A 16,800-nucleotide genomic window follows, 5' to 3' on the forward strand; every position below is an offset into this window, starting at 1 on the left:
CGCCGGCCGCTGGACGCAGAACGCAGAACGCAGAAGAAGATCGGCGCGAGTTCGCCGCTGCGCATACTGACGCGGCCAAAAAGCGTACACGGCAGCAGACTCGCGCCGATCATGGCCGGTGTCTCCCATGGCGCGTCGGAGCGGGCCCGGCCGGATCCCCGGCGGCGAGCTACGGCCGGTCGGTGGAACCAGCGGTCGGTGCGGCTACGAACGGTCGATGAACAGTGCGTTCACGGGACAGTTGTACACGCCCTGATCGGCGTTGTCCTCTAATCCCTCGGGCACTGGTCTGTCCTTGCCGATGTTGCTGTAGCCCTGGTCGTCGAGAGTGAATATCTGTTCGTCGATCATGTTGCACTGGCCATGTGCCTCACATTTGCTGTTGTCGACGCTGACCTTCACGGTCGTCACCATCCATCGTTCACTCGTTCAGCGGTCTCGTGGTGTTCGTGCCGCCACCGTCAGCGGTCCCCGCGGCCGAGGAGGGCAGGCCACGCCCTGGACGGCCGTCGCCCCCGGACGTCGTGACCCGCGCGGGCACGGGAGCGGCACGGGAGCGGGCACGGTGACGAAACAACGTTGGCCCGCGCCCGCCGCCCGGTGGCACCGTGGGCTCCCGGTTATGCGCCGCGCCGTGTCGGGAACTCCAGGTGGAGCTTCTTCATGCTGCGGAGAATCCCGGTCTCGTACTCGGGCCGGGTGCCGGGCTTCAGGCTGAACTCGGGAATACGGCGGAGGAACTCCTCGAGGGCGACCTTGATCTCCAGGCGTGCCAGGTGGGCACCGATGCAGCGGTGGACACCGACGCCGAAGGCCGAGTGGGGGATGCGCTCCCGGAAGATGTTGCACTCCCTGGGGCTGTCCAGGGCCTTCGGGTCCCGTGACGCCGACGCGTAGTTCAGGAGGATGAAGTCGCCTTCCTTGAAGTGGTGCCCGCCTATCTCGACATCCGTGGTCACGGACCGGCCGAGCGCGACCACCGGTGGGAAGTACCGAACGAACTCCTCGGCCGCCTGGGGGATCAGGCTCGGGTCGTTCGCCAGCGCCTTGCGGTCCTCGGGGTGGGTGGCGAGGTGGGACATCGCACCCGACATGACGAACGTCGCGGTCACGATGCCGCCGAGCGCGAGGTCGGTGATGATGGAGACCCGGTCCTGCCAGGGGGACGGCTCGCCGTTCTCGTATTCGACACCCGCCGCGATCACGTCCACCACGTCGCCGCGCGGCGGCTCCTTGGCCCGGCGGCCCAGGTACTCGCCGAGGTGGACGAATGCCCTGGTCAGGTTCTCGGTGCGTTCCTCCTTGGGCCCGTAGAAGCCCGCGTCCATGTGCTTGATGAGCATGGGGACGTCGTCGGTGGGCAGGCCCAGCAGGTTCTTGAACATCGCCGAGCCGGGCAGCACCGACGAGAACTCCTTGATGTACTCGCATTCACCCCTGTCGATGAAAGCGTCGATGAGGGTGACGGCCTCCGTCCGGATGGAGTCCTCGAAGGCGCTGATCGCGTCCGGGGAGAAGTAGGGGTTCAGCGCGTTCCGCCAGAGGTTGTGCCGGGGCGGATCCGACTCCTCCGGCATCAGGTAGGGGCGTTCCGGGTCACGGTTGGGCTCGAAGCCCTTGGCGCTGCTGAAGGTCCGCCAGTCCTGGCCGGCGCGCTTGACATCCTGGTAGCGGTTGATCAGCCAGTACCCGTTCCCGACATTGCTGCGGGTGACCGGGCACCTGTCCACGAACTCGTCGAGGACCTCGTAGAAGCGGTCGTTGAACTCCGGGTCCTCGATGTCGAAGTCGGAGAAGATGTCCCTCCGGAACCCTTCGCTCGTGGTCACAAGAGCACCTCCATTAAACGTATGGCTCGGGTCGCGTGGGTAAGGGGCGGGTTTCCCGTGGCCGGGGAACGGCATGCTGGCGGGTGCCGGTCGGCGCCAACCGCGGCCGATATGCGCTCGTGGGCCAGGACGCTGACGGCCTGAATGCGCCGCTTCACTGTCACGGTGGCGGCGGGGAATCGAGCCGGATGCCTCACGGCCCGACCTGTTGCGGGTGGCTGCGCCGCCCGGGCACCGGTGTTCGACATCAGGATTTCTGTGGGCGCACCATCCTGCGCCCGTACAGGCTGACGTACCGTCCGGGTACCTCCCGTCTTTTTGCTGTCTTTTGGTGCGGTCGCCTTTCGATGCGATACAAACATACGTTTGTTTTTATGAACATAACAGGCGCTACTTGACCTGTCAAGTAGGTCACAGTCAAGCGTAATCGAGATGTTGCTATGAGATATAACCACAGGTAGAAGGCTGGTAGCGGATCGCGCTCCAGGCTTTGGCCGCCGCTGTCAAGGGCGCGGGAAAGCCGGTGGCCGGGCGTGCGCGGGTGTGCTGGCGCAATGCCCGGTGGCCCGGTTGTCCGGTAGGCCGCCGTGACCGCCCGGCTCGACGCGTGTCGCTGTCGTGGCGGGTGCTGATCCGTGTTCCTCGGGCAGGGGAAAGGAGCGGAACAAACCATTGTTTTTTGTTCTGGTCGGGCCTAGGATCGGGATGAATGATCGTCCGATAGCATGGATCTTGGAAAGGGGAGAGACGTGGCTGGGCGGCTCGAAGGGAAGGTTGCTGTCGTCACCGGGGCGGGCTCGGGAATCGGCACCGGTATTGCCGAGGAGTTCGTGAAGGAAGGGGCCAGGGTCGTCGCCGTCGATATCTCGGGCCAGCAGGAGGAGGTCGCCAAGCGGCTCGGGAGCGACTGCTACGCGGTGCACGCCGACGTGTCGAGGGGGCAGGACGTCCGGAACATGCTGGATGCGGCCGTCTCCCACTTCGGCAAGCTCGACGTCCTCTGTAACAACGCGGGTATCGACGGGGCGGTGGCCCACACCGGTGACTATCCGGAGGAGGAGTTCGACCGCGTCTTCGGTGTGAACGGGCGAGGGGTGTTCCTCGGTATGCGCTACGCCATCCCCAAGTTACTTGAGAACGGTGGGGGAGTGATCGTGAACACGGCGTCGATGGCCGCGATGGTCGCTTTCCCGGGAATGCCCGCGTACTGCGCGGCAAAGGGTGCCGTGGCCATGCTGACGAAGACCGCGGCGGCGGAGTACGCAAGCCGGAACATCCGCGTCAACGCGATCTGCCCCGGGCCGATCCGGACGCAGATCACCGACAGCCTCCCGCCGGAGCTCATCGAGGGCGTGGTCAGGGCGACGCCGCTGGGGCGATACGGGACCCCCACCGAGGTGGGCCGGCTGGCCGTCTTCCTGGCGAGTGACGAGTCGTCGTTCATCACCGGTGACATGATCCTGATCGACGGTGGTTACACCACTCTCTGACCGGTTCTCCGATCGGTTCTGGTCACCGCGTCGGGGCGTCACGTCGATACGTCCGCCGGACATATCCGCCGGGCACACCGCCGGCCCCCGGCGCCACCCGGACCGGGTATGGTCCAGTGGCGCCGGGGGCCGGTCCCTATGACCGGTCGGCCACGGGATCCCCTGAGCCGAGGTAGCTGTTGACGAGCGCGTCGTGGTCCAGCGTGTCCGGCGTCCCGTCGAACACCACTTTTCCGCGCCGCAGCACGACGACGGCGTCGGCGAACTCGACCGCGCGTTCCACGTACTGCTCGACGATGACCAGCGACACCCCGCTCGCGGCCAGCTGTCGCAGCGACACGAAGATCTCGTCGATGATCCTCGGTGCCAGGCCCATGGAGACCTCGTCCACCAGGATGACCTGTGGATCCGACAGGTAGGCCCGGCACAGCGCGAGCATCTGCTGCTGCCCGCCGGAGAGCGTGCCGGCGGTGTCGTCGAGCCGCTGCCGCAGTGCCGGGAAAGCCTCCAGCGCCCGGTCGGGCCTGGTTTCCGGAAGCCACGGTGGCCGCTGGAGGCGAAGGTTCTGCCGCACGGACAACGACCGGAAGATTCCCCGCCCCTCGGGGATGAGGCACAGGCCGGCGCGGGTACGCGCATACGGCGGAGTGCCCGAATGGTCGACGCCGCCGATCGATACGCGGCCGCGCTGGAGCCTGTTCAGACCCGCCGCGGTGCGCAGCAGTGTTGTCTTTCCCGCGCCGTTGGCACCGAGCAGGGCGACCACCCCGCCTGCCGGTACGTCGAGGTCGACCACGCGTAACACCGTCGACCGGCCGTAACCCGACTGCACCGCCCGCAGCGAGAGGGCATACGGCTTCGTGTCGCCCGCGGTGGTGGCACTGTTCGTCCGTGTTGTCATGACACCACTTCCCTCACGGGCTGCCGTGCGACGGTCTCGACGGCGTCGCCCCCGAGATAGGCGGCCCGCACGAGCGGGGACGCCATCACCTCGTCGGGCGTCCCGTCGAAGACGGGTCTACCGAAGTCCAGGACGTGGATGTGGTCGCATATCTCGTTGACGAGCGCCATGTCGTGCTCCACGAGCAGGATGCCGATTCCCCGGTCCCGCACGACGCGCTGGAGGGTCTCGCCGAACCGGCTGGTTTCCGCCCGGTCGAGGCCGGACGACGGTTCGTCGAGCAGGAGGACGCGGAACGGCCCGGCCAGGCCGCGGGCCAGCTCGACCCGCCGGCGCAGCCCCGTCGACAGGGCCCCGGCGAGCGATTCCGCGACATCCTCCAGCTCGCAGAGCCGGATGGCCTCCTCGGCGCGCTGCCTGACGAGGTTTCGTTGCCTGCCCGAGCTCAGGAAGTGGCTGAGCGGGCTGGCCCCGGCGAAGCCGCCCTCCGCTCCCAGCGCGACGTTCTCCCGCACGGTCATCGAGTCGAACAGCTCCATCTGCTGGAACGTGCGGCCGATGCCGAGCCGGGCCCGAACGGCCTGGCCCCGCCGGGAGATGTCGTGGCCGCCGAAGGAGATCTTTCCGTTCGTCGGTCGGAGCACTCCCGAGCAGGCGTTCAGGGTCGTGGTCTTGCCGGCCCCGTTCGGGCCGATCAGACCGGTGATCTGTCCGGTCCGGGCTTCGAGGGAGACGCCGTCCACGGCCACCAGGCCGCCGAAGCGCACCCCGAGCCCGCGTACCGTGAGCGTGCCGGCGGCGGCCCTGGGGCGCGTGCTGGCGGCGGCAGCGGCGCTGGCACCGGAGCCGCCGCGGGCGCCGTTCACGCGCGGCCCGCGGGTGAACGGCCGGCGGCGGCCGAGCTGTCCGGCGGTGCGCTGGACCACCGCGGGGACGCAGCGCAGCGACGGCGGCGTGACCGCGAGCAGGAGCGCCGCCGCGCCGAAGACGAGCTGGAGGCAGGTGGCGATGTTGTCGCCGCTCACGTACGACGGAACCAGGGTGAGGCCCGCGGCGGCCAGCAGCGCGTACCAGGGCTCACCGCCCGGGCTGATGACGATCAGGGCGAAATAGACCAGCGACGTCAACGGCTGGTAGGAGTCGGCTGTCACCGTGCTGACCGCGCCGCCGGCAAGCGCACCCGACGCCGCGGCGAGAAAAGCCGAGATGCAGAAGACCAGGACGCGAGTGACGTTGGTCGACGTGCCACTGGCGGCAAGGCCCGTCGGGCTGTCGGCCAGCGCCCGCAGCAGCCTGCCGAGCCGGCTGCGTACCAGCAGCACGATGATGGCCGTGACCACGACGGTGAATGCCAGCACCAGATAGTAGTAGCCACGGTCGCTTTCGAGGTCGAGCCAGCCCAGCTGGGGCCGCGGCTCGGTCAGCCCGGCACCTATGCCGCCGAACATGTAGCTCTGTGTGTAGAACATGTAGGCGAGGAGAATGCCGAATCCCAGGGTCGCCAGGGCGAGGTACAGCCCGGAGAGCCTGATCGCCGGAATCGCGAGAACGGCGCCGATCGGCACCGCGACGAGAGCGGACAGCAGCAGCGCGGCGAACCACGGCAGCCCGTGGCCGACCGTCAGACGGGAGAAGGCGGCCGCGCCGATCGCGGTGAAACCCACGTGGCAGAGCGACACCTGCCCCGAGCTGCGTACCAGCAGGCCCAGGGAGAGAAAGAGAATCGTCGAGGTCAGGAACAGGGTCCAGTCGGTCAGGTGGAGCCCGGCGAATCCGGGGACGGTCAGGAGGAGGACCAGGACGGCTGCCGCGCCCGCCAGCTGGAACGGGAGCGGGAAACGCCACTGTGCCACGGACCGCGGCAGCGCCGCCGCCCGCTCCCCGAGCCGGCCGCGAGGGGAGACCAGCAGGACGGCGAACAGGACGAGGAAGGGCAACGCGGTCGGTATTCCCGCCAGCAGGCCCGTGGTGAAGTACTTCGAGCAGAGGGCGCCGCCCACACCGATGAGCAGGCCGCCGAGATAGGTGGCGGGCAGGTTCGAGAACCTGCCGATGGCGGCCGCGCCGAAAGCCTGGACCACCAGCAGCGTCAGTGTCACCCCGTCAAGGGTGACGAGCGGTGCCAGCAGCACACCTGACAGCGCGGCGAACGAGACGCCGATGACCCACGCGAGCCGCCGGACCCGTACGGGGCTGGTGCCGGCGCAGTCGAGCAGGTCGATGTCGTCGACGACGGCCTGCATCGCAAGGCCCCGCCGGGTGTGCCGGAAGACGAGGAAAAGTGCGAGCGTCGCCGCCGCGCCGATGACCCAGATGATGATTTTGTCCTGGGTGATGCTCGTGTTCGCCACACGGAGGACATGAGTTCCCAGGAACGGCGGCACCTTGCGGGTCTCCGTCGCGCCGTAGACGAGTGATATCACCGCCTGTACGACAAGCAGAATACCGACCGTGCCGGCGACCCGTACCGGCAGGGAACGGTCACTGATCATTCGGCCGACCAGCTCGAAAGCGAGCCCGAGTACCGGGCCGGCGACGAGAACGCAGATCGACGCGGCCAGCGGCCACGGCAGATGGTGCTGGACGTGCAGGGTGTAGAAAAGAAAGGCCGCGATGGTGGCGAGCGCGCCGTGCGCGAAGTTGAACAGCCGCGACGTCTTGTAGGTCAGCACGAGGCCCAGCCCGGCGATCCCGTAGACGGAGCCCGTTGTCAGCCCGGCGACCAGGAACGGAAGTAAGGTCGTCACTCTGGATCTCCCAAACGATCGGCATACCGGGCTGGGACGGCACCGAGAGGCCGTCCCAGCCCGAGGACTGGTCAGCCGAGGGTCGCGACCACGGGATCAACGACGGACGCGGGAGCGCACTGCGTCGCCAGGCCGTTCGGCCCGACGAACGCGCCGTCCTCGATGCCCATCGTGAACCAGCACTTGATGGAGGTCGGCTTTCCCGCCACGAAGTTCAACGGGACCGTGAGGCCACCGAGCGTCTCGTCCCGGAGGCTGTAGAGGCCTTTCTTCACCGCGGTGGCCGTGAGCTCCCCGGCGGGCGCGGCCCTGACCGCGGCCTCGAAGAGCTTTCCGCTGGCCCAGACATCGGCCGACTGCTCGGACAGCACCGCCTCGATGCCCGGCGCGTACTGCTGGATGGCGTCGTGGAATTCCCGGGTCGCCGGTATGGACCTGTCGTAGAAGGGCGCGACATATCCGACGGCCCGCATTCCGTTGAGCGACGGCTCCTTCAGCCAGCTGGTCGTGACGGTGCCGTCCTGGGCGACCTCCGGGACGTTGATGCCCTGGTCCGCGCAGGCCCGGTGCACGCGGACGACGGTGTCGGACGGCGCCAGCACGCTCACGGACTGGACGCCCGCCTCCTTCAGGCCCTGGCACTGCGAGGTGTAGTCGGGCGCCGAGGCCGCCACCTTCGCGTTGTAGGGAATACTGAGGCCGAGCGCCTTGGCCAGCGTCGTGTACAGCGGCACCGCGCTGGCGCACTGCGGCGCCTCCGCGCAGTAGAGCAGGCCCATCTTCGGGCCTTTCGCTTTCGCTATCTGCAGCACCCCGTACAGTCCCGCGATGACGGACGGCCCGACCGGGAAGAAGGACGGGTTCGTCACGAAGGCAGGTCCAGGGAGGTGCCGCCGATGACGGGCACGTCCGTGCCGCTGATGTAGGACGCCCAGTTCACGTCCGAGTTCGAGTGGTTTCCTATGACCGCGACGACGTGTTCCTGCTCGACGAGTTTCTTGACCTGGGAGAGCGCGGTCGTCGCGTTCCCCCCGTCATCCATGACAACCAGTCTGACGCGGCGCCCGTTGATCCCGCCGTGGGCGTTCACCCATGATGCCCAGGCTTTTGCCATGTCCTGTGCCTGCGCCTGGGAGGACGCGGTGGGGCCGCTGTACGTCCCGATGTTGCCCACGACGATTTCGGGCGTTCCCGAACCGTTCGCCGTGTTGCCGCCGCCGTCCGACGAACAGGAGACGAGGCCCGTCACCGCGGCGATCACCGCGGCTGTGGCGACGATTCCTCGCCGCCGTACGAGGGGCCGGGGATGCGGCCGCCCGGACAGCGGCCAGCGGCGCCGGTGCTGGCGCGGGTGCTGGCCGGTGCATAAAGCCGGTGTGCTTTCCGCCGCTGGTTCACCGGACCGGATACGGTTGAGCCACTCACCGACCGAGCGTCTCCTTCTCTGCTGTTCCGGGCGCGGGGGTGTGTTCTTGGCGGGTTTCGTACGCGCCTGGCTTCCGCGCCTTCTCGGCGACGGTTCGTAGTCGTCGGTCATCTGGCGTCCTCCGTTGCGTTGGCATATTGCGTGATCGGATGATTTTCGCGGGCCGGCCGCTCCGCGGTGTTGTTCCGCGGTTTTGGGCCGGTGTTCCGCGGTCGGGCGGGAGCGGCCCGGGCCGGAGTCGCCCACGCTGGCCCGGGCCGCTCCCGCCCGACCGGTGGCTGCGCCCGCCGTGCCCACCGTGTCGGACACGCCCGCCGTGCCCGCCGTGCCCGCCGCGTCCGGCTGGTCGGGCCGCCGGGTGGGATGCCGTTTCGCGCGCGTCGGGCCGGGGCGCGGGGCAGGCGGGGCAGTTTGTCGGCATCACTGGCGGAAGCGGCCGACGGCCAGGGTCAGGGCCAGGGTGCTGACAGATTTCTGGAGATGCGCACCGTTGTGTTCATGGTGGCCTCTGTCGCTCTCTGGAAGACGCTGATCCCGTAGGGTCAGGAGGCTGGGAGCCGGAGGGGTCTTCCGTTCTCGGCGTTCGGGTCGCGGTGTACTCGCGGGGGGATGGGGCGGAGGGTGATGTAGGTTACAAACAACTGTTCGTTCGGACACCGTAGAGGACCTCGGATGACAGGTCAATGCGGAATTTTCACGCCGACGCCCTGCCCGGCCCACCAGTCGACGCCGTAATCCGCCACTGGCGGACCGTGATGTCCTTGTGGGCGGAGGGCCGGGATCAGAGCCGGGACCGGATCCGGCCTGTCCGGGCGTCGCGGCCTGCCGAGAGGGGCCGACCCGCGCCGCAGCGGCGGTCACCCAGGCCCCGCGCGCCGGTGGCCGGTGGTTCGACGCCTTATCCGGTTGCTCGTGCGTGACCCGGCCGCTCGTGCGCGCCTGCCCGCGGCATCCCCAGGCCGACGATGGCGGTGAAGTCGCCTCGGGCGCTCGTGCGGGCCTGTCCGTGACGAGGCCGGGCGGGCGGTCACGGGGTGCCGGCCGAATTCCGCTCGCCGGCCGAATCCGGCGATGGCGGTGATCTGGGTGTCACGCAACGGCGCCGGTCTGGGTACGGTATTCACATGGTCGGTTGGGGGAGTCCGTCGACGGACGTGGTCTTATCCGGCGACTTCCGTTACGTGCACGGCCCGGCGCTGGAACGTGACATTCGCGGACGGCTCGGGCACGGCCGGCTGGCGGACACCCTGCGCGCCCGGATCGACCGTTCGGAAGGCGGCGCCTTTCTCATCGCGGGCTTCCGCGGCGCCGGCAAGACCACGCTGGTCCGCTCGACGTTGCGATGGTTGTCCCAGTACAGCGGCAATCGCCGCTACCTGCCCGTCTTCCTCAACGTGGCCCGGCCGGTCACCAGCAACGAGTTCCTGTTCGCGGTGACCCGGCGGGTGGTGGAAACCCTCGACGACACCGGCGTGCTCGCCGAGCTCGAGGAGGACATCCGCAACTCGATCCTGCTCGCGTACGCCCGCACGTCGATGTCGCTGACCTCCCGCTCGGAGGAGGGCCACGAGCTCAACCGCACGTTCGGCGCGAACGGCCAGCTGCCGTTTGCGGGACTCGCCCCCAAACTCGAACGCGGGACGAAGACCACCCGGTCGCTGGCGACCGAGGCGTCCTTTCTCACCTACGCGGACGGGGACGTCGAGCACGATTTTCTGCGGATCGTCGAAATGCTCGGCCGGTCGAGAAGCCACGGCCGTGGCCGCGGGTTCCGCCGGCGCCGGCCGGCCGCGCCCGTCCATCTCGTGGTGGTGATCGACGAGCTCGACAAGCTGACGAGCAGCCCGCGTGGAATGGAGAGCTTCGACGAGATCCTCACCGTCTTCAAGAACGTGCTGACGGCGTCCGCGGCACACTTCATCTTCGTGGCGGGCGTCGACGTGCTGGACCGTGCGGTCACCGACAGCGATTTCGGTATCGGGATCTTCGAGAGTGTCTTCTCCTGGCGGGCCTACGTGCCGTGCGTGTGGGACAGCGGCACCAGCCTGCTCCGCGAGGTGTGCGGACAGGGCCCCAACAACGCCGAGTCCGTGGAACGGGTGGCGAACTACCTGGACTACAAGGGGCGTGGCGTGCCGCGCCGGCTCGTCCAGGAGCTCAACGACCTCATCGTCTGGGAGACGTTCCAGCGGACGAGCGTCCCGGTCATCCGGATGTCCCCCGAGGACGTCGAACGCATCGGTCTCTACGCGGATCTCTCCGATGTCCTGAACGGGCTGCTCGGCCGTTCCGGCGAGGAGGGACGCAGCCTGGAGGAGGACAGGTTCCGGCTGGGCGCCCACTACGTGACCGACTGGGTGCTGCGCAGTGAGGGCGGTGTGTTCACCGCCACCGACGTCGTCTCCGGCGAGCGGGGGCTCTCGCCGCTGCTGTCCCTGTCGGAACGGCGGGTGGACCTGGTTCTGCGCCATCTCGCCGCCAACGGCGTGATCGAGGACCAGCGGCCTGGCGGGAGCGGTGAGAGCACCTTTGTCGGTGGTGTCGCCCAGGCCCGGATGGCGACCTACCGGCTCAGCCGGCGGATGCGGGGACGGGTGCTGCGGGTTGCCCGGGCGAACGAACGGGAGAGCATCGACCTGCTCGGCGGTGTGCTCACGAACGACAGCCCGTTCCCGGGCGCCGCCCCCTCGCCCCCGGGCGCCGGCCCCTCGTTCCCGCACCGTGGCGAGCCTCCGGCGGGCGCGGATCCCGACAGCACGGGCGCCCCGGCCGGCCGGCCGCATCCGTCCCCCGCGGGCCGCTTCACTCGGGCCGGGAGCGGCACGCTGCGGGTGCCCCGTTCGGAGCGTTTCATGGGCGACGGGCGTTTCGAGCTGGTCGACGTCCTCGGCGTCGGTGGGATGGGCACCGTCTACGTCGCGCGGGACGCCCAGTTCGGCGCGGGTGCCCTCCGCGCGATCAAGGTGCTGAGTCCGACGCTCGGCGAGGACCAGGAGGCACGCAGCCGGTTCCTGCGGGAAGCCCGTATCGCCCTGCAACTGGACCACCCGAACGTCGTGCACACGTACCAGCTGCTCGACGAGCCCGACGGCCGGCTGGGCATCGTCATGGACTTCGTCCACGGCGACGGCCTGAACCAGCGCCTGCGCGAGCGGGGGTTCCCGGTCGCCGAGGCGGTCGGTGTCGCCACCGGTCTCCTGCGGGCGATCGTGTACCTGCACAGTCTGGACATCGTCCGGCTCGACGTGAAGCCCAGCAACGTCATCATCAGCGAGGCAGGCCGGCCGGTGATGGTCGACTTCGGCGTGGCGCGCAGTCTCCAGAGCGATTCCACCGAAGTGACCAGAGGCGAGGGGCTGGTGGGCACGCCAGCGTACATGTCACCCGAGCAGATCCGGGGTGGGGCCGTCGACGGCAGGACGGACATCTTCTCGTTCGGGCTGGTGCTCTTCGAGCTGCTCGGCGGAGCGATCTCCCGGGACGGCGGTGTGGAGAACGTGATGTTCCGCCGGCTGCACGAGGACCTCGACGTCTCCGTCCTCACCTGCTCCGAGGAGCTCAGGGGCCTGGTCGCGAGGTGCTGCCGGCGCCGGCGGGAGGAGCGTTTCAGCGACGCCACGGCCGTGTGCGCCGCGCTGCTGGACGTCCCGGAGAGCCCGACCGGCCCGTCCGGCCCGGGTGGCGACACGGATAGCCCCGGCATGACGCGGCGCGAGCCGCGCGGACCCGGATCGCCAGGGTGGTGGGGGAGCCGGGCCGCCGGGAGCGACACCGACATCACCCACAGGTTCACCCACTGAAGCCCCGCCGCGGGACAGGCATCCTTCCACGCCGGAATGGCTTTCCGTCCTGTGGGACGGGCCGCTCTTTTCCCCCGGGGGCGGGCTACTTTTCCCCCGGGGGCGGGCCACAGCTCGCCCGCGCGGGGACGAACGACCTGCGTTCCAAGGGCCACAGCCCCGTGAGACGGGTCACAGCGCCGGCTCCGCGGGCCTGGCTGCCCCCCGGCCAGCGGCCCTGGCCGGGGGGCAGCCGGGGCCGTCGGCCCGGCCGCTCGCCGACGCCGTCGCCACACGCCTGCTCACAATCAAGGTAGCAATGAAGATCAAGACATAACCTTGATAACGATATGAAGCAGACGTGAAGCGGAGCATCGGTGACTGATTCGACCATCATCTATACGCACACTGACGAGGCCCCGGCCCTGGCGACGTACTCGTTCCTGCCCGTGGTCCAGGCGTACGCCCGCACGGCCGGTGTCAGCGTCGAAAGCCGTGACATCTCCCTGGCCGGGCGGATCATCGCCAGCTTCCCCGAACGTCTCACCGCGGACCAGCGCATCGACGACGCGCTCGCCGAGCTCGGTGAGCTGGCCCGCCGCCCCGAGGCGAACATCATCAAGCTGCCGAACATCTCGGCGTCGATCCCGCAGCTGAAGGCGGCCATCGCCGAGCTGCGGCAGAAGGGCTATGCCCTGCCGGACTACCCGGACGACCCGAAGAGCGACGAGGAGCGGGAGGTCCGCGCCCGGTACGACAAGATCAAGGGCAGCGCCGTCAACCCGGTGCTGCGCGAGGGCAACTCCGACCGGCGCGCCCCCGCGTCCGTGAAGAGCTATGCCAGGACGCACCCGCACCGGATGGGCGCGTGGAGCCCCGAGTCGAGGACGAACGTCGCCACCCTGGCCGCCGACGACTTCCGCGCCACCGAGAAGTCGGCGGTCATCGCCGCGGACGGCTCGCTGCGCATCGAGCTGGCCGGCGCCGACGGGAGCACCACCGTGCTGCGCGCCACCCTGCCGGTGCTCGCCGGCGAGGTCGTGGACGCCGCCGTGCTGCGGGTGGCCGCGCTGCGGGAGTTCCTCACCGCCCAGATCGCCCGGGCCAAGGCCGAGGGCGTGCTGTTCTCGGTGCACCTGAAGGCCACGATGATGAAGGTCTCCGACCCGGTCATCTTCGGCCACGTGGTGCGGGCGTTCTTCCCGAAGACCTTCGCCGCCTACGGTGAGACGCTGGCCGCGGCGGGCCTGAGCCCCAACGACGGGCTCGGCGCCATCCTGGCCGGCCTGGGCGCGCTGCCCGACGGCGCGGCGGTCAGGGCGTCCTTCGACGCCGAGCTGGCCGACGGCCCGGCGCTGGCGGCGGTCGACTCCGATCGCGGCATCACCAACCTGCACGTGCCCAGCGACGTCATCGTCGACGCGTCCATGCCGGCGATGATCCGCACCTCCGGCCACATGTGGGGCCCGGACGGCCAGGAGGCGGACACCCTCGCCGTCCTGCCCGACAGCAGCTACGCCGGCATCTACCAGGTCGTCATCGACGACTGCCGCGCGCACGGCGCCTTCGACCCGACGACGATGGGCTCGGTGCCCAACGTCGGCCTGATGGCGCAGGCGGCCGAGGAGTACGGCAGCCACGACAAGACCTTCGAGATCCCCACCGCGGGCACGGTGCGGCTCGTCGACGAGGCCGGCACCGTGATCCTGGAGCAGCCGGTCGCCGCCGGCGACATCTTCCGCGCCTGCCAGACCAAGGACGCGCCGATCAGGGACTGGGTGAAGCTCGCCGTCGCCCGTGCCCGGGCCACCGGCGACCCGGCGGTGTTCTGGCTCGACCCCAGCCGCGCGCACGACACGACGCTGATCGGGAAGGTCAGGGCGTACCTGGCCGAGCACGACACCGAGGGCCTCCAGATCGAGATCAGGTCGCCGGTGGAGGCGATCGCGTTCTCCCTGGAGCGGATCCGCCGCGGCGAGAACACGATCTCGGTCACCGGCAACGTGCTGCGCGACTACCTCACCGACCTGTTCCCGATCCTGGAGCTTGGCACCAGCGCCAAGATGCTCTCGGTCGTCCCGCTGATCAACGGTGGTGGCCTGTTCGAGACCGGTGCCGGCGGGTCCGCGCCCAAGCACGTCCAGCAGCTGCTCAAGGAGAACTACCTGCGCTGGGACAGCCTGGGCGAGTTCCTCGCGCTGGCGGTCAGCTTCGAGCATTTCGCGCAGACGACGGGCAACGCGCGCGCCAAGGTGCTCGCCGACACCCTCGACCGGGCGACCGCCACCTTCCTCAACGAGGACAGGTCGCCCAGCCGGCGCCTCGGCGGCCTCGACAACCGCGGCAGCCACTTCTACCTGGCCCTCTACTGGGCGCAGGAGCTGGCCGCGCAGACCGACGACACGCAGCTCGCGGACGCGTTCGCCGGCCTCGCCAAGACGCTCACCGCGCAGGAGCGGACCATCGTCGACGAGCTGGTCGCGGTCCAGGGCTCGCCGGTCGACATCGGCGGCTACTACCAGCCGGACCCGGCCAGGGCCGCGGCAGCCCTGCGCCCGTCGACGACCTTCAACGAGGCCCTGGCGATCCTCGGCTGACGAGGAGCCCGTCCGCGGACGGCCCCGGGCCGGCGGTTTCCAGCTGCCGCCGGCCCGGGGCGTCCGTCGGCGGCAGCCCGGGCCGGCTGTCCGGTCCGGGCAACAGACGCGTGCCGGGTATGGACCCGGCGTCCACGCTGCCCATTCGGGCTGGTAGCCGTCCGTGCCGGAGGCAACCGGCGGTCCGGCGACGGGGCGGTCCGCGGGCCGTGGAGGCTGTTGACAACGTGAGGAATGCTCAGCTTGACTTGATCGGTCGATGATGCCGAGTCATCCTCACCTTCTGGTGGGATACGGCCAGTGGGATGCAGCCAGGAGGAAACCGATGGTCGAAGCGTCCATCGTTTCGGTGCACGACACGGTGCCGGTCTGGCGTTCCGGTACCGCGGCCGACGCGTTGCGCGACACCATCGACCTGGCCCGTGTCGCCGAGGAGCTCGGCTACCGCCGCTACTGGGTGGCCGAGCACCACAGCACCCCCGCGCTCGCCACCTCGGCCCCGGCCGTGCTCGCCGGCCAGATCCTCGCCGCGACCAGCACGATACGGGTCGGCTCCGGCGCCGTGCTGCTGCCCAACCACTCACCGCTGGCCGTCGCCGAACAGTTCGGCGTGCTCGGCTCGCTGTACCCCGGCCGGGTCGATCTCGGGATCGGCCGGGCGACGGGCGGCTCGCCCGAGGCGGCCGGGCGGCTGGGCGACTCCCGCCCCCGTGACTTCGGCGCCCAGCTCGACGAGCTCACCGGGTACTTCCGCCGTGACCGGAGCGGCGCCCGGGTGCGCGCCGTGCCCGAACCGGCCGTGGCGCCCGAGTTCTGGCTGGTCGGGTCCAGCCCGAGCAGCGCCGCGTTCGCCGGCGCATGCGGTCTTCCCTACGTCTACGCGCACACGATCGTGCCGGGCTTCGCGCCCGTGGCGCTCGCCGCGTACCGCAAGGCGTTCCGGCCGTCGGTGCATCTGGACAGCCCCTACGGCGCGGTTGCCGCCGTCGTGCTGCTCGCCGACTCCGACGAGCGCGCACACTCCTTTGCCGACGCGTTCGTGCTCGGACAGATCCGGATGCGCACCGGCGACCCCGACACCCTGCTGCCCACCGAGCAGGATGCCCGGGAGCACAGCTTCACACCGCAGGAGGAGCTGTTCCGCCGGGAGCGGATCGACCCGCAGTTCGTCGGCTCGCCGTCCAGCGTGACCGCCAGGCTCGCGGCCCTGCTGCGCGAGTCAGGCGCCCAGGAGTTCTTCGCCCTCTCCCAGATCCCCGACCACGGCGCGCGGATTCGTTCCTACGAGTTGCTGGCCAAGGCCGCCGTCTCCTTCTGAGCAAGAACCAGGGACCGGCCGCGGCGGACGGAAGATTTCCGCGTCGCGGCCGGTCGCGCGCGGTGCCGGACGCGTCCGTGTTCCGTCGGCGGTGCCATTGTCCCCGCCGAGTCCCTCGTGGACGTGACCGAACTGCGGCAGCTACATGCCCGCGGCCGGGCGGACATGGTCGGTGACCCCGAGCGGGCGCTGGCCGGCTTCACCGCGGCTGCGCGGCTTTTCCGGGGGCCGGTACTGGCCGGGCTGCGCAACGGGACGATCGTCAGCACCTTCGCGCGGTGGGCCGAGGAGACCCGGCTGGAGTGCCTGGAGTCGATCGCGCGCTGCGCGCTGTGGACCGGGCGTCATCGCGAGGTGGTCAACGACCTCACGAACTGGGTCGACGAGCATCCCTTTCACGAGACCTTCCGGGAGCAGTTGATGCTCGCCCTGCACCGGTCGGGCCGGCGGGCCGAGGCACTCGCGCAGTTCCGCGACGCCCGTCGGGTCCTGCGGGAGGAACTCGGGCTTGAGCCGGGCGAGACGATGCGCCGGTTGCACAGCGCCATTCTCAACGACGAGGCCGTCCTCAATGACAGGGCTGTCCTCGCCGACACGGCCATGCTCGACGGGGAGCGCGACTACGAGATGGCAGGTTAGGGGGTGTCTGACGGATGTTCGATCGCGCGGGCGGTGTCCAGACGACCACCGCCGCGTTGTCGTCGTCGCCATAG

At 69.7% G+C, this 16,800-nt stretch carries 11 protein-coding genes; 5 read left to right on the plus strand and 6 right to left on the minus strand.

Annotated features, from left to right (window positions below; all coding sequences use genetic code 11):
- Nucleotides 1–204 precede the first annotated feature (204 nt).
- Both AC5LUJ_RS03285 and AC5LUJ_RS03290 read right to left on the minus strand, forming a co-directional pair.
- The gene (locus tag AC5LUJ_RS03285; protein ID WP_250290893.1) at nucleotides 205–411 is read right to left on the minus strand and encodes a ferredoxin; all 207 of its coding nucleotides are present in this window, start codon (nucleotides 409–411) and stop codon (nucleotides 205–207) included.
- Nucleotides 412–620: 209 nt separating this feature from the next.
- Nucleotides 621–1,829 carry a cytochrome P450 gene (locus AC5LUJ_RS03290; RefSeq protein WP_250281717.1) on the minus strand — a complete coding sequence of 403 codons (1,209 nt, stop codon included), beginning with the start codon at nucleotides 1,827–1,829 and terminating at the stop codon, nucleotides 621–623.
- 749 nt (nucleotides 1,830–2,578) lie between these two features.
- Here AC5LUJ_RS03290 and AC5LUJ_RS03295 point away from each other — a divergent pair.
- On the plus strand, nucleotides 2,579–3,319 hold the full coding sequence (locus tag AC5LUJ_RS03295; protein WP_250281715.1) for an SDR family NAD(P)-dependent oxidoreductase: 741 nt from the start codon (nucleotides 2,579–2,581) through the stop codon (nucleotides 3,317–3,319).
- 136 nt (nucleotides 3,320–3,455) lie between these two features.
- Here AC5LUJ_RS03295 and AC5LUJ_RS03300 read toward each other — a convergent pair whose 3' ends face one another.
- From AC5LUJ_RS03300 to AC5LUJ_RS03315, 4 genes are all read right to left on the minus strand, one after another.
- Nucleotides 3,456–4,220 carry an ABC transporter ATP-binding protein gene (locus AC5LUJ_RS03300; protein ID WP_493464438.1) on the minus strand — a complete coding sequence of 255 codons (765 nt, stop codon included), beginning with the start codon at nucleotides 4,218–4,220 and terminating at the stop codon, nucleotides 3,456–3,458.
- Nucleotides 4,217–6,967, minus strand: coding sequence for an ABC transporter permease subunit (locus tag AC5LUJ_RS03305; RefSeq protein WP_493464439.1), 2,751 nt, complete (start codon nucleotides 6,965–6,967; stop codon nucleotides 4,217–4,219). The genes AC5LUJ_RS03300 and AC5LUJ_RS03305 overlap by 4 nt, the downstream gene beginning before the upstream one ends.
- Before the next feature lie 71 nt (nucleotides 6,968–7,038).
- Nucleotides 7,039–7,836, minus strand: coding sequence for an ABC transporter substrate-binding protein (locus AC5LUJ_RS03310; protein WP_493464440.1), 798 nt, complete (start codon nucleotides 7,834–7,836; stop codon nucleotides 7,039–7,041).
- On the minus strand, nucleotides 7,833–8,504 hold the full coding sequence (locus AC5LUJ_RS03315) for an ABC transporter substrate-binding protein (RefSeq protein ID WP_493464441.1): 672 nt from the start codon (nucleotides 8,502–8,504) through the stop codon (nucleotides 7,833–7,835). Before AC5LUJ_RS03315 ends, AC5LUJ_RS03310 begins: the two co-directional genes overlap by 4 nt.
- Before the next feature lie 1,013 nt (nucleotides 8,505–9,517).
- Between AC5LUJ_RS03315 and AC5LUJ_RS03320 the strand changes: the two genes are divergently transcribed.
- From AC5LUJ_RS03320 to AC5LUJ_RS03335, 4 genes are all read left to right on the plus strand, one after another.
- On the plus strand, nucleotides 9,518–12,193 hold the full coding sequence (locus AC5LUJ_RS03320; protein ID WP_493464442.1) for a serine/threonine-protein kinase: 2,676 nt from the start codon (nucleotides 9,518–9,520) through the stop codon (nucleotides 12,191–12,193).
- A gap of 356 nt (nucleotides 12,194–12,549) precedes the next feature.
- Nucleotides 12,550–14,769, plus strand: coding sequence for an NADP-dependent isocitrate dehydrogenase (locus AC5LUJ_RS03325; RefSeq protein WP_250282467.1), 2,220 nt, complete (start codon nucleotides 12,550–12,552; stop codon nucleotides 14,767–14,769).
- A gap of 325 nt (nucleotides 14,770–15,094) precedes the next feature.
- Nucleotides 15,095–16,087, plus strand: coding sequence for an LLM class flavin-dependent oxidoreductase (locus AC5LUJ_RS03330; protein WP_250282469.1), 993 nt, complete (start codon nucleotides 15,095–15,097; stop codon nucleotides 16,085–16,087).
- 117 nt (nucleotides 16,088–16,204) lie between these two features.
- Nucleotides 16,205–16,726 carry an AfsR/SARP family transcriptional regulator gene (locus AC5LUJ_RS03335; protein ID WP_445548333.1) on the plus strand — a complete coding sequence of 174 codons (522 nt, stop codon included), beginning with the start codon at nucleotides 16,205–16,207 and terminating at the stop codon, nucleotides 16,724–16,726.
- The last annotated feature ends 74 nt before the right edge of the window (nucleotides 16,727–16,800 follow it).

Source organism: Protofrankia sp. CiP1_Cm_nod3, assembly GCF_982290655.1.

What these genes read in the sequence shown, in the direction of transcription:
- AC5LUJ_RS03300 (WP_493464438.1), bottom strand. Translation starts at nt 4,220, where the DNA reads ATGACAACACGGACGAACAGTGCCACCACCGCGGGCGACACGAAGCCG.
- AC5LUJ_RS03320 (WP_493464442.1), top strand. Translation starts at nt 9,518, where the DNA reads ATGGTCGGTTGGGGGAGTCCGTCGACGGACGTGGTCTTATCCGGCGAC.
- AC5LUJ_RS03315 (WP_493464441.1), bottom strand. Translation starts at nt 8,504, where the DNA reads ATGACCGACGACTACGAACCGTCGCCGAGAAGGCGCGGAAGCCAGGCG.
- AC5LUJ_RS03330 (WP_250282469.1), top strand. Translation starts at nt 15,095, where the DNA reads ATGGTCGAAGCGTCCATCGTTTCGGTGCACGACACGGTGCCGGTCTGG.